The organism is Acidobacteriota bacterium, from assembly GCA_030774055.1.
Taxonomy (GTDB): Bacteria; Acidobacteriota; Terriglobia; order Terriglobales; family Acidobacteriaceae; genus JACPNR01.
The window spans coordinates 1-13,218 of sequence record JALYLW010000074.1; the positions used below are offsets into that span (position 1 = coordinate 1).

General features: G+C 63.3%; 8 protein-coding genes. All 8 read right to left on the minus strand.

Features of this window, described 5'->3' with window-relative positions; genetic code table 11:
* Nucleotides 1-66: 66 nt before the first annotated feature.
* Nucleotides 67-2,124, minus strand: coding sequence for a protein kinase (locus M3P27_05725; protein MDP9267810.1), 2,058 nt, complete (start codon nucleotides 2,122-2,124; stop codon nucleotides 67-69).
* Between the two features lie 159 nt (nucleotides 2,125-2,283).
* Complete coding sequence (locus M3P27_05730; GenBank protein ID MDP9267811.1) at nucleotides 2,284-5,277, minus strand: tetratricopeptide repeat protein; 2,994 nt, start codon at nucleotides 5,275-5,277, stop codon at nucleotides 2,284-2,286.
* Nucleotides 5,192-8,101: a hypothetical protein gene (locus M3P27_05735; GenBank protein MDP9267812.1), complete on the minus strand. Its 2,910-nt coding sequence runs from the start codon at nucleotides 8,099-8,101 to the stop codon at nucleotides 5,192-5,194. Before M3P27_05735 ends, M3P27_05730 begins: the two co-directional genes overlap by 86 nt.
* Nucleotides 8,091-9,524, minus strand: coding sequence for a glycosyltransferase family 2 protein (locus tag M3P27_05740; GenBank protein ID MDP9267813.1), 1,434 nt, complete (start codon nucleotides 9,522-9,524; stop codon nucleotides 8,091-8,093). The genes M3P27_05735 and M3P27_05740 overlap by 11 nt, the downstream gene beginning before the upstream one ends.
* A gap of 3 nt (nucleotides 9,525-9,527) precedes the next feature.
* Complete coding sequence (locus tag M3P27_05745; protein ID MDP9267814.1) at nucleotides 9,528-11,042, minus strand: HEAT repeat domain-containing protein; 1,515 nt, start codon at nucleotides 11,040-11,042, stop codon at nucleotides 9,528-9,530.
* Between the two features lie 227 nt (nucleotides 11,043-11,269).
* On the minus strand, nucleotides 11,270-11,980 hold the full coding sequence (cmk, locus tag M3P27_05750; protein ID MDP9267815.1) for a (d)CMP kinase: 711 nt from the start codon (nucleotides 11,978-11,980) through the stop codon (nucleotides 11,270-11,272).
* Between the two features lie 12 nt (nucleotides 11,981-11,992).
* The gene (locus M3P27_05755; protein ID MDP9267816.1) at nucleotides 11,993-12,853 is read right to left on the minus strand and encodes a winged helix DNA-binding domain-containing protein; all 861 of its coding nucleotides are present in this window, start codon (nucleotides 12,851-12,853) and stop codon (nucleotides 11,993-11,995) included.
* Nucleotides 12,854-12,952: 99 nt separating this feature from the next.
* On the minus strand, nucleotides 12,953-13,218 hold a 266-nt coding region (locus M3P27_05760), incomplete at its 5' end, for a DNA mismatch repair protein MutL (protein ID MDP9267817.1).

Genomic DNA, 13,218 nt, shown 5'->3' on the forward strand with positions numbered 1-13,218 from the left:
CCTTTGTTCTGATTCCAGCTTTCTCGTGGTTGTTTCGTCTAGTGGTCTTCTTCTAGTGGTCTTCTTCTAGTGGTCCCCGGGAGTCGAAGCGCCACGCGCGGCCTGGGCGCCCAGTTCGTCAGCCCGCCACTCGAAGCAATCGTGGCCATCGACCTTCTGATCGGTGATCGCGCGCCAGCCCGTCTGGTCGCCCAGCTCCATCATGATGGTGCGCGAGATCCAGAGCGCGCCATGCGCCGCATACTTCTGCATGTGGCCGGCCACGTCAATCGCCTCGTCGGAAATATCTTCCATAGGTTTATCTTCTGGGAAGACGACCTCTCCGGCATTCACGCCGCAGCGCACGTTGAATCCCATCTTGAGCTGATGGACGCCGTCGTTGAACCAGCCCAGGCCCGCGATCACTTCCTGCCCGGCTTTGACCGCGTCTTCGGTGGTAAAGAAGGCGCACATGATGCCGTCGGGCGTCCACGCCACTTTCCAGATGTTGTTGGTCTTGAGGATGCGCTCCACGAATTTCTTGTACTCGGCGAAAGCGTGCTCGATGGCGAGCTTGTCTTCGCCGATCTTCATCTTGGTAGAGCCGACCACGTCGATGGAAAGGAAGGCCAGCTTGCGCTTCTCCTGGAAGAGGAACTTCTTCGCTTCGGAGTACTCACGCAGCATCGCCAGGCGATGCGATGACGCACGCTCCGTGGTCGTGATGGAGACGGCCATCGGCGCCGCCGCCTTGGAGCGCACGACTTTAGTCTTCGCCCAGTGCTCGGCTTTGTCGAAGGGCAGCAGCAATAATTGCCGCAGCACGAAAGCGACGACGGTGAGTCCCAGCAGCATGAAGTTCCAGCCGCCCGACACCATGCGGAAGGTGAAGATGCTCTCCGCCGTGCGCAACACCGGGTCGACGATGGCCTTCACGTAAGCCATGACGAACGTGCCTTCCACGATCTGGGGACGGATCAGGCCGCCGGAGACCATGAAGTAGAAGATGAATGCCAAGGGCACGGTCAAGGTCGTGAAAAAGACGACGATGCGCAGTGTCTTCAGCCCGTAATAAATCGCCTTCGCGCCGCCGGTGACTTCGCGCGGCGGCGCCTTGACGGAGGTCGAGACCGGCGTGGGCGCTACCCCTCCCGGGGCAGGGGTCACTCCGCTCGCCGCCATCGAGGCCGGCCGGATAGCAGAAGCCAACCGGGGCGCCGTCTTGATGCCGCTCATGGGAGCAGGCGCCGCCGCCGCTGCGACCATTCCCTGCGAAATGGCCTGGGTGCGCACGTCTTGCGAGATCTGTCCGGCGCTGAGCGACGCTTGGATCTTCTTCAGGCGGTCGCGGACTTCGAGCGCCGTGGGACGGAAGCTTTTATCCTTCTTCAGCGTCTGCGTGATGAGCTGGTCGACCTCCGGAGGCAGGTCGGGGTTGAGCTTCAGCGCCGCCGTGGGTTCCTGGTTGAGGATGCGCGCCAGCATCGCTTGCGCCGAGGGCGCGTCGAACGGCATCTGGCCGGTCGCCATCTCATACAGCACCACGCCGAAAGAGAAGATGTCTGCCCGGGCATCGATGTCGCCGCCCAGCGCCTGCTCGGGCGCCATGTGGCTCACCGTGCCCATGATCACGCCGACTTGCGTCTGGAACACGGTCTTGTCGGCGACTTTGGTCTCCGGCTCCTTGAGCTTGGCCAGGCCGAAGTCGAGGATCTTGACCTGGCCGCGCAGAGTCACCATCACGTTCTCCGCTTTCATGTCGCGATGGATGACGTTGTGCTCGTGCGCCATCGCCAGCCCGTCCGCCACCTGGATGGCGATCTCGCACAGCAGGTTCAGGTGCATCGGCTTGCCGTCGATGATCTTCTTGAGGGTCTTGCCCTCGATGTACTCCATCACGATGAAGCGTGTCTCATCCTGGATGCCGAAGTGATGGATGGTGATGATGGCGGGATGCGCCAGCCGCGATGCGGCCTTGGCCTCGCGCATGAAGCGCGCGCTTGCTTCCGGGTCCGCCGAAGTGAGCAGGGTCTTGATGGCGACGGAACGGTCGAGTTCCGTGTCGGTGGCCTTGTAGACCACGCCCATGCCACCTTCACCCAGTTTTTCGTCGATACGATAGTTACCGAAGTTGCCGCCGATCATTGCCGTATGCCTCGTTCAGAACGCTCTGGGGTTAGCGGGAGTGGTTGCAGTTTAGCGTATTTCGGGTCGCGAAGAGACGTTGTCGCGCAAAATTGTCGCAGAATATCGTTTCCTAAGAAAAATGCCCCGCCCGAAGGCGGAGCTTGGAGTTGGACTGCCCTAGAACCGGTAAGCGAACCCGGCGACCAGGGAGTGCGATTTATAGGCACCCTTGATCTGGCCGGCAAAGGCCGGGGTGGCGGTGGAGAACCAGTCATAGGCCAGGAACGGGTGGAAGCGCCCGAAGTTCAGGCTGAGTTCCGCGCCCACGCTGCCGGTGACGCCCCAGTCAGGAGGCGGCGGCAGAAGCGCCGCGAAACCGGTGATCCGCTGCGGTCCGAAGGTGCCATGCATGTCGAGCCGGTAGCGGTTCTGCTCCCACACCATGCGGCCATTGACCGAGATGCGTTCGTACTCGCTGGGGGTAAAGAATCCGCCCGAGCCAATCGCCTGGGCCATGGGCACGGCGCCGGAATCATATTTGAACGCCTCCCAGCGGACGCCACTATCGATGGTGAGGTGCTCGCCGCGATACCACGTGGGCGTGATGAACACCGCGCCTCCGTTGCCGGAAGTGGAGAAGTCATTCCTTGCCAGCGGCGGAACCAGTTGCGGTGATTCCAAAGAGTAGTCGTTGTGCCAGTACTCTCCACCGAAGGCGACCCGGTTGCGCCAGTTGTAGGTGACGTTCGCTTCATAGCGGTTACGCATCACGTTGTTATGCACGGCCAAGGGTGTGTAGTCAGCGATGTGGCGTCCGGCCGCGAACTCGAGGCGCCATCCGTCCTTGGTGATGACGGGGTGGACGTCGTAGACGAACTGGTGCGTGCGTTCGCCGGTCGGACCGCTGAAGCAGGGGATGATGCAGGTCGAGCCTGAGCCGATACCACCCTCGCCCGCTCCCACGACCAGCTGCAGCCACGGGTTCACGCGCCAGTTGAGTTGCACTTCCGTCTCGTAGGCAAGCGCAGCGGTGCCGTACTGGCCGAGCAGGCCGCTGCTGGTGGTGCCGCGCGTCACCGTGTTCGAGACCGTCATGCGGAGATCGGGTTTCACATTGAAGGCGAGTGAGGTGGAGTAGCGCAGCGCGCGCGTGACCGAGCTGGGCGCGGGCAGAGTGGCTACTTCCTCATCGTCTTCCCATCCCCAGGCAAAGCGCAGCACCGGCCGCATCTCCTGGCGGATGTTGTGACGCAATTCCTTCGCTTCAGCATCGTTAGGAGCAGCGGCGTTGAGCATGTTGAGCGCGGCGGAATTCTGCCCGCGCCCGTGCTCCACCGACGCCAGGGTGAAGGCGGTGGTGTTCTTCGTCTCCGGGCTGAGTGCCTGCACTTGCATCAGCGGACGCAGCGTGTTGGCACTCTGGTCCAGGCGTCCCCACCAGTAGAGCGTCTGGCCCTTGCCGAGCCGAGCCTCGATGTCGGCAGGGTCGAGTGCCAGGGCGACGTCGTAAGTCTTGACCGCCTCCTCATAATTGCGCGCGTAAGAGAGCACGCGCGCCTTCTCGATGAGGATGGGCTTGTCCTTCGCCTCAGGCTTCTGCTGGGGCGGCAGGATCACGTTGAACTGCGCGAGTGACTCGCCGTAGCGCTTCGACCACGCCAGCACGCGCGCGAGTTCCAGCCGCGTCTGCGAGACGTCGATGAGGGTTGCCGGCGGTTCGACCATCTCGGGCGCGGCACGCTCCACCGGTGCGGGCGTCCGTGCCGTCTCCACCGGCGGCACCGGCTTGGGCGGCTGTTCTACCGGCTTGGCTTGTACCACCGGTTTGGGCTGCGGCTGGGCTTTGGCCACTTCGGCCTGCTTGATCAAACGGTTGTACTCGTCGACCGAGGCTTCGTAGTTCTGTCCCCAGGAAAGCACGCGGGCGCGCTCCAGGCGGGCCTGCATGTTCTCGGGATCGGCTTGCAGCAACTGGTCATACTCGCGGGCCGACTCGGCGAAGTTGCGCGACCACGAGAGCACGCGCGCGATCTGCATCATCGCTTTCGTGTTTTGCGGCTCCTTCGCCAGGACCTCGTGGTAGAGGTGTACTGCCTCCACGTAATTGCTGGCGTCGGCCGCAGCCTGCGCCTGCTCCATCATCACGGTGGTGGCGTTGCGCGCCTCGGGCTTCTGGTGCGTGTCGAAAGTATCGGGCTGCAAGGTGGCAGCCTCGACCGGCGGAGCCTGTACCGGCTTCTGCTCCGGCTTTGGTTGCGGCTTCTGCTCCGGCTGTGCCGCTGCGCTCTCCGTCTTTTTTCCTACCCCGCCCGCACCCATCTCCTTGAGCGTGGCACGGACTTCCTTATCGTTGGGATTCCGTTGCAGCGCCTGCTGGAAGAGCGCCGCGGCTTCTTGATCGCGGCCGCCCATCCAGTAGATGGTGTACGCCTTGCCGACCACGGCGTCGTACAGATTGGGATGGCGCTTCAGGACCTTGTTATAGCGGTCGAGCGCGCCTTTGAAATCGTCTTGCCAGGAAGCGATCTTCGCCAACCCGACCTGCGCCTGTACGTTGTTGGGATCGGCCTGCAATACGTTCTGATATTGCTGGGTTGCTTCCGGCAGCTTGCGGGCGAAGGAGAGCACGCGCGCATATTCGAGGCGCATGGCGAGGTTCGTGGGACGGCGCTCGAGATAGCGATCGTAAACGGCGAAGGCCTCGTCGTTCTTCCCCGCCCAATAGAGCACGTTGGCCAGGCCCGTGGTGTACTCGGCGGTGTCTGGGCTGGCCTTGGAGAGAGCGCGGAAATGCACGATGGCAGCTTCGTGGTTGCCACTCCATGCCAGCGCCTGCGCCAGCAGCAGCCGGGTATCGTCGGCTCCGGGACGCAGTTTCCAGGCGATCTCGAGCCAGCGCGCCGCCTTCTTGTAGTCGCGCGGCGAGCCGTTCATGTACACCATGCCCAGGTTGCGGGCACGGGTGTAGTCAGTGGCGAGGTCGGCGCCGGCGGCGAGGGCGCGCTCGTAGCCCGCGCGTCCGACGTTCAGCTTGCCTTCCAGCACGGCCTGGTCCGCTTTGCGGAGCAGCTCGTCGACGTTGGCTTTATCGGCTGGGGCCGCCAGCACGGGCGCCGCCACCGACAGCACGTAAAGCAGGAGTACCAGTGCCCGGAGCAGTCTGTTCCCCATTGTGCTCCTCCATGAATTCTTTCTGGATAGCGAAATACGACTTCTTAAAATAAGGTTCGGGCTTGACCGTTTCCCAGGGTTTCCAGGTCAGCGATGCCGGGTTCGAGATCGCGGAGCCGGAGATGGCCGGCAACGACATGGCTATCTGCATGGCGCTCACGTTATCGGGCGCCCCGCCGGGCTTGAGCGCGAAGACAGCGATGTCCACTCCGGAGCTGGAGGCGGTGCGCGCGGTGAGCGCGCCGTCGAAGCCGAACCACGCGGCGCGGCTCGACGGATCGGTCAGCAGCAGTTTGCCCCACGGGATGCGGACGAGGATGGCTTTGTTCTTTACGTCCACATTCCACTCCGCCAGCGAGTCATACGCGGCGGCTTGCGGGTCGCCATCGCCGTAGCGCAGCACGCTGCGGCTGTAACGCGTGCCGGGATATGAGGTGCCGTCGCGGCCATAGCGCCGGCGATTGGTCTCGACCACAAAGTCCATGAACGTGCCGCGATACTGCAACGACGGGGTGTAGCCGCGGCGGTAGCTGATCTCGGTCTCGTTGGGTACGCCGGGCTTGGGCAGGATCTGGTAAGGGTTGTAGGTGTCGGCAATGAGCAGCCGCGATACCGTGGGGTCGCCCAGCAGGAGCAGGAAGTTCGCCCCATTCTTCAGGTCCACGTCGCCGAAGGGCAGCTTGTGCAGCCCGGCCGCCGTGGGCATGGTGTTGATGGCGACCGCGTATGCGGTCTTGCTCCAGTCGGGCTTGGAATCCTTCTTGCGGTCTTTATTCGGGCAATCGATGCAGGGCACGGTGATGCGCAGGTAGAGGTAGCCTTCATCGCTCGCCGCCTGCACGCTGCGCAGGGAACGCGCGCCGTCGTAACCATCTTTGAACGCGGTTGGCTCGACCGCCGAGGTATAGAGCGTCTTCTCCTTGACCCACGCCGCGGGGTCGCCGGTGAACAGCTTCCAACCGGCAGTGTGGAAGCCGAGCAATCCATAGCGCTTCTCGGGATCGAGTTCGTTGATCCACAGGTCCGCGCGGTCCACCGGACTCTCGAAGTCCACCGTGAGCCAGTTGTGCTTATACCATTCGTCCATCAATTCGAACAGCACACCGCCGGCACAACCCGTGTCTTTGATGGTCTTGGCGAGGCGCACCAGGATCTGCGCCTGCTGGTCTTCGGTATGGCCGCCGTGGTGCCATCCATAAGGATGGAAGTGCGAGATGCCGATGGAACTGGGCATGCCGTACTCGGTGATCACCAGCGCGTGTGGGATGTGTGCCCGCAATTCTTTCAGGTAGCCGGAGATCGGATTCAGTCCCTCGGAGTCGCGTGCGTTGAGGTACTGCGGATCGAGCAGCAGGAAGTCCGGGTAGTACGGATAGACGTGATACGAGGCGAAGAAGCCGGCGTAGAGCGCGCCCGTGGCGCGGTACTTGGCTTCGTCGATGGCCACGGTGTCGTTGTCGTCTTCGAAACCCTTGGGGATAGAGAGCTGTTCACCCTTGCGGATGCGGAACTTCACTTCCTCGAGGTTGGTGGCCTCGGTGGGATGGGTGAGCGGATCCATCGGCGGCCAGTTGACGATGGCCACCGGATGCTGCCAGTTGTAGGTGTCTTGCTCGTAGCCCACGAGGTAGTCGAGCATCTCGGCGAACCACACCTCGGTGGCGGTGGCGCGCTGCAAGGAGATGTACTTGCCGTCGAACTTGACCTTGCCGCCGTTGATGATGTTGGTCTGCTGCGCGATCGAAGGCTCGATCTCGCGGCCGAGCAGATAGCCGACGACGTCGCCGGAAACATCGTTCTCGTAGATGCCGTTGCCACGCGCACGCTTCGGCGGCACATCGCCGTGGCCGTGCACCGCGTCGATCACGTAGCGGATCTCCGCTTTCGTCTCATCCACGAATGCCGGCTCGTACAGGTCCTTGTTCTTCGGGTCTCCGATCCAGATCTGCTGCATCAACCCCATCTTGCCGCCGCCCTTCACGTAATGCTTGTAGGCGCGGTAAAAACCCGGCGGCAACAAGGTGTACAGGCGGATGACGTTGGCGTTGGCAGCGGAAGCGTCGTCGATCCACTGCTTGTACATCAGACCTTCGGTGGGCGGCTTGGAGGGGAAGAAGCCGGGAGCGCCCGGGCCCAGGTTGATGCCCTTGACGTAGAACTTTTCCCAGTCATTGCCGTTCAGGTGCCAGATCCAGCCATTGGCGGAGCGGTACCGCACCTGCGTGGAGGCGGGCTTGTTGACCGCCGGCAAGACTGACGGGATGGGATCGTCGAAGCCTTTGTTGCCGACCAATTCCTCAAGCGCGATCTGCGAGGCCTTGCCGTAATCCCGGTCGTGGACCAGTTCCTGATAGATGGCTGCGGCTTCGAGGTTGCGCCCTTCCTGCACCAGCGCGCCGGCCGCCAGGATGCGGACGTTGGGATCCCGTCCGCGCTTGCCCATGATCCGGTTGAGCAGCTGGTAATCGATCTTGCCGCGTCCGGTCTCGAGGGCGACGAACGACGCACCGATCTGCGCTTCTTCGGTGCGCGGATCGATGCGCAAGGCGCGATCGAAATAGAAACGCGCTTCTTCGAAGTGATGGAGCTTCAGGTTGGTCCAGCCCAGCATCACGATCACGTCGAGCGCGTTGGGCGCGATGGAGTAGGCGCGGTTCAGGTCGACCAGCGCGTCCGCATAGTGCGCCGCCTGGTACGCGGCCACGCCGGTCTCATAGAACGGGCGGTATTGCGGCTTCCACTTGAATTCCCACATCGCCATGACGATGAAGAACACCACCATGCCGATGACCACGCGATTGGCGAACCACATCCTATACTTCATCGTCCACCAGCAAGCGGCTCTCGAAGCCCTTGTGCACCACGATCTCCCACTTACTCAGCCCGGTGAAGTACTGGATGATGCCCTGCGCGCGGAACAGCGTGACCATCTGCCGGTAACCCACGTTCTCGATCATGGCGTAAAGCACGAGCATGAGCACGTCGCCGACTTTGGGATAGCGGCGCAACGTGGTCTCTTCGAGCAGCACCGAGCCCACCGAAAGCAGCGTGCCGTATCCGAAGGCGAGGAACATGAGCAACGCGAACAGCGAGAAGGGCATGGCGCCCACCAGGAAAGTGAACGGGATGAGGATGGTGCCGAAGGCTTCGATCACGCAGCCGAGCGCTTCCACGTAGGCGTGGAAAGGCATGCTGATGAGCCCCATCATGCCGTAGCGCGGGCTGAAGATCATGTCGTTGTGCTTCATCACCGTCTGCATCAGGCCGAGCTGCCAGCGGCGGCGCTGGCGGGCCAGCATGGAGACCGAATGCGGCGCTTCGGTCCAGCAGATGGGGTCGGTGGTGAAGACCATGCGGTACTTGCGATGGTTCTTTTTGCAGAAGCGATGCAGCGTCGCGATGATGTCGATGTCTTCCGTCACCGTGTCAGTGGAGAAGCCGCCAGCCTCGAGCACGGTCTCGCGATGCAGCAGGCAGAAGGCGCCCGAGCAGATGAACGTGGCGTTCAGGAAATTCCATCCCGGCCGCCCGAACAGGAAAGTGCGGATGTACTCGACCACCTGGCAACGCTCCAGCCAGCTCTTGGGGATGTTCACGTCCACGATGCGGCCGTTGCGCAGGGTGCAACCGTTGGCGATGCGCACCACGCCACCGCTCACGATGGTGTTCACGGTGGACTCGACCACCGGGGCGATCAGCCGCAGCAGCGCTTGCGGCTCGATGATGGAGTCGGCGTCCACGGTGCAGAAGTAGGGACTGCGCGCCATGTTGATGCCGGCATTCAGCGCGTCTGCCTTGCCGCCATTCTCCTTCGAGATCAGGATCAGCTCGGGGCGCTCGGGATTGTAGTAGAAGGCGAAGGGCGTCTTGCAGGGCGCCGTCGGCCGGTAGATCAGGTCCATGCGCTGGAGATGGAATTGGTGCACCAGCTTCTCGACCGTGCCGTCGGTCGAGCCATCATCGACCACGATGACTTCTTTTTCCGGATATTGGATCTCCAACAGCGAGAGCACCGTCTGCACGATGCCGTCTTCTTCGTTGTGCGCGGGCACGATCAGCGCCACCGGCGGCGTGACCGGAGATTCCAGCAGGTCGGCATAAGCGCCGTGCGCGGCCGACTGCGCATGCATGCTCACGGTGTAGAGCGAGAAGATCATGAGCACGGTGTAGACGATGTTGGTCACGAGGAAGTACACCAGGATGATGGCGTTGAAGTAGTCGAAGAAGTGGAGCACCGCGCTATGCATGTCTTAGGCCTTCCCTGCTCCGACGGCGCGTTCTTCGGCGAGCTGCAGTAATTTGCGGGCCTTGTCGCCGACCGGCCCGCCATCGTTGTTGGCGATCGCGTCCAGCACGCCAAGGAACTGTTCGGTAGGCGCGAGCATGAGCGCATCCATCAGCAGGATGCGCGGCTCGGGTTCCACCAAACCGGCGACCGCGGCGGTGAGCAACGACGACTTGCCCATCAGCACCATCTTCTTGGCGACGGCCATGGCCAAGTCGCGATCTTCGCCACCATGCGCGAGCGCTGAAACCAGGTCGGTGGTCAGTCCCGAGCGCTGCACTTCTTCCGAGATCTGCTCGCTCACGTATTGGTCTTTGGTGTTGATGAAGTAGCGATAGAGCTCGTTCGATCCGGAAGTGCCGAAAGCGGCAAGCGCCTTCACCGCGGCCTCGCGCACGCGCCAGCGCGTGTCGGAGAGGCGGCGCACCATGTCGGGGACAAGTTCGGCGTAGTAGCGGTCCTGGCAGGCGCGCACCGAATGCAGCCGGACGAAGTCGTTCTCGTCGGTGAGCAGCGCGCGCAACGCCGCGAGTGCCCGCTTATCGCGGAAATGCTTGACCACCGCCCCGGAACGCGCCCGCACGTCGGCGAACTCGTCTTTCACCGTCACGTCGAGGAAAGCCTCGTAGAGCTCCTGCGGGAAGTCGTTCTTGTTGAGCAGCATGTTGCGCGACGACCGGTTGCAGATCTCACGCACGGTATCGGCGACGAAGAAACGCATGCGCCGGTTGGGGTGCGAGAGGTAGGGGACGAAATGGTGCAGGTCCTCCATGGTGTAGCAGACCAGCGCCGCCTTGGTGGAGCGCAAGGAGACGTCGTTGCTCATCTCCACCGCTTTCAGCAGCTCGCCGAACAGCAGCGGGATGGCAGCGGGGTGGCGGTTGCGTCCCATGGCGGCGATGGCCACGCGCCGCACTTCGGGCGCCGGATCGTGCAGCGCTTCGGCGATGAATACCTGCGCGTATTGCGGCGCCAGGCGCCCGAGCGATTCGACAGCGAGCGCGCGCGGCACACAGAACATGCGCATCTTGAGGATGGGGGTGAGCAGGCCGCGATACACCGTGGTGGAGATGGCGGCGTTCTCGCGTTTCATCGAGCGCGCGATCAAGGCCTTGGTGCGTCCGCGGCCGAAGACCTGGCGCGACCAGCGCTCCACGTAGCCGAGTCCGAACAACACCTGCGAGATGCGCTCGGCGTTGTTGGCGTCTTCCTGCGCGAGCAGCATCTCCTGTACCGCATCCTGCTCGGCGCGGCTGCTGGCATCTTCCAGCAGGGCGATGGCGCGCTCCACGTTGATCTCGTTGTCGATGAACTCGGAGACCACGCGGGTGTAGCGCGAACGTGCGGAATCCTTATCTTCGTAATACCGCTTGCGCCCCAGGCGGCGGTAGAAGATGAACCCCAGGAAGAGCAGATTCATGCTCAGCACCGTGGCCACGAGCCACAGCACCAACGATGCAAGGTCCTCGATGAAAAGCACGCGCGCTCCCTGTTTATCGGCCTATCGACCGGTCTCAACCTGCCGGGCGGACGTGTGGCCCCAACCTAGTGGAAGGAAAACCACGCGCCCCCCGCGCAGACACCATTCTTGCTGGAGTCCGACAGGGGGTTAACTGTCAGGATGTCACCTGGGCTAGGGTAGTTATTTACTAGAAAACGGTGTGGAAAGCGAGATGTTTTTCCGCAAAACGGGAAGCACGTCTCTTCTCAGGACTGCGCCGGGGCCTGTCTTTTGGCGGCCAGGGCCGCGATGCGGCTCTCGATCTGTGCGAGCACTTCGTCGATGCCGAGACGGGTGGAATCGATGATCAGAGCGTCGGGCGCCGGTGCGAGGGGCGACGCTGCGCGTTCGCGGTCGCGGCGGTCGCGCTCGCGCAACTCGGCGAGCACACTTTCAGGCCGCGTGTCGTCCGCTTGTGGCTGCTGGCGGTACCGCCGCTCGCCGCGCACTGAAGGGTCGGCATCGAGGAAGATCTTCAAGTCCGCGTCAGGAAAGACTTTAGTCCCGATGTCGCGCCCCTCCATGATCACCCCACCCTGGGCGCCGAGTGCGCGCTGGTGCGCGACCATCCATTGCCGCACCCGCGGATGCACGCTCACCTTGGAAGCGGCGTCGGTGACATCCTGCTCGCGGATGCGCTGGGTCACGTCCTGCCCGTCGAGCAGCACGCGGTTGCCACCCAGGGTGGGCTCGAGCTGGATCCGCGACTTCTCCGCCAGCGCCACCAGCGCGTCCTCATCTTCAAAAGCCACGTCGCCCTCGATGGCCTTGAGCGCGAGCGCGCGGTACATCGCCCCGCTCTCGAGGTTGATGTAGCCGAGCTTGCGCGCCAGACGCGCGGCGATGGTGCTCTTGCCGGCGCCGGCAGGGCCATCGATGGCGATGACCAGCCGCTTGGCTTTGCTCTCGCTAGTCATGCGCCCCGTTTTTCATGCACCCCGCTTGGCGCGCGGACGCGTGTCCGTGCGCGCCGGCGTGATCTGGATGAGCGTACGCTGGCCGATGTGGACGAAAGAGAGTTCGCGCGCGGAAAGCAGCGCGTTCACCGCCTCCTTGATGCGCGAACGCGGCGCCAGGTGCGCGAGCACCGCTTCGACTTCGGCGGGTTCCGCGGCGACGGCCGCGTCCAGATACTTCGAGAGCATGGCCGAGAGCGCCTCCACGGTCGAGAGCGACACGCCTTGCTTGGTCTCTTTCGGCGCCCAGCGCGCGAAGGTATCCCACACCGCGCCTTCGTGCGGGTCGTGTCCTACGCGCGTGATCTTCAGCCGCGCCCACAGCTCGGCGAGCGCGCGGTCGAGCGCGGAGATGGAAAGATCTCCCTTCAGCAGCGTGCGCAACTGCTGTTTTCCGACTGGGCCTTTTTGCTGGATGACCTTGAAGGCGTCGGCGGCGAGGGGCGAGAGCTTGTCGCCCTTGCTCGTCCCTTTCTTCTCCTGCGCCGTGACCAGCGCGTGGAAGTAGGGGAACAGCGACGCGGCGACCAGCAGGTTCGATTGTCCGAGCAGGTTCGATTCGAAGGCCGACTTCTCGCGCAGTAGGCGCAGCATGAGCTCTTCCGCTTCGAGCGCGCGCGGATCGCTGAAGGCGTGCCGCGCGTCGGGCAGCCGCTCCTCCGACCCGGTGAAGGCGCCGATCCAGGTGGGCAGGGGCAGCGCGGGACGCACCGGGTAGACCAGGCACATCCCCACGTCCTCCAGAAAAGCGCGCGCGTCTTCGAGCGTGCGGACGGCGTTGCCGTCCACGCGCCACTTCGCCTTGCGCTGCTGCTGGAGTTCGGAGTCGGTCATTTCGGGAAGTCGCTGGTCGCTAGCTACTAGCCGCTAGCAGGAGCAAACCATTGAGGATAACACTCAGACTCGGATGCGCTCTCCGCAGTCCGCTCTCCGCTAGATGCGTTTAAACGCCCGCTGAATGTCCTTCAGCGAGTAACGCAGCACCACCGGACGTCCGTGCGGACACGTCATGGGCGCGTCGGTGCGTGAGAGCTCGTGCAGCAGCCACTCCATCTTGTCCTGCGCCAGCGGCATGTTGATCTTGATGGCGGCGTGGCAGGCGATCGAGGCCGCGATCTTGCCGCGCACGTGTTCGAGGTTGGTGGCCTGCTCCTCGCGCTCGAACTGGTCGAGCAGCTCGTGCAGCAGGCGTTCTACGT

Coding starts and splice junctions, on each gene's coding strand:
- M3P27_05755 (MDP9267816.1), bottom strand. CDS start 12,853: ATGACCGACTCCGAACTCCAGCAGCAGCGCAAGGCGAAGTGGCGCGTG.
- M3P27_05735 (MDP9267812.1), bottom strand. CDS start 8,101: ATGAAGTATAGGATGTGGTTCGCCAATCGCGTGGTCATCGGCATGGTG.
- M3P27_05740 (MDP9267813.1), bottom strand. CDS start 9,524: ATGCATAGCGCGGTGCTCCACTTCTTCGACTACTTCAACGCCATCATC.
- cmk (MDP9267815.1), bottom strand. CDS start 11,980: ATGACTAGCGAGAGCAAAGCCAAGCGGCTGGTCATCGCCATCGATGGC.
- M3P27_05725 (MDP9267810.1), bottom strand. CDS start 2,124: ATGATCGGCGGCAACTTCGGTAACTATCGTATCGACGAAAAACTGGGT.
- M3P27_05730 (MDP9267811.1), bottom strand. CDS start 5,277: ATGGGGAACAGACTGCTCCGGGCACTGGTACTCCTGCTTTACGTGCTG.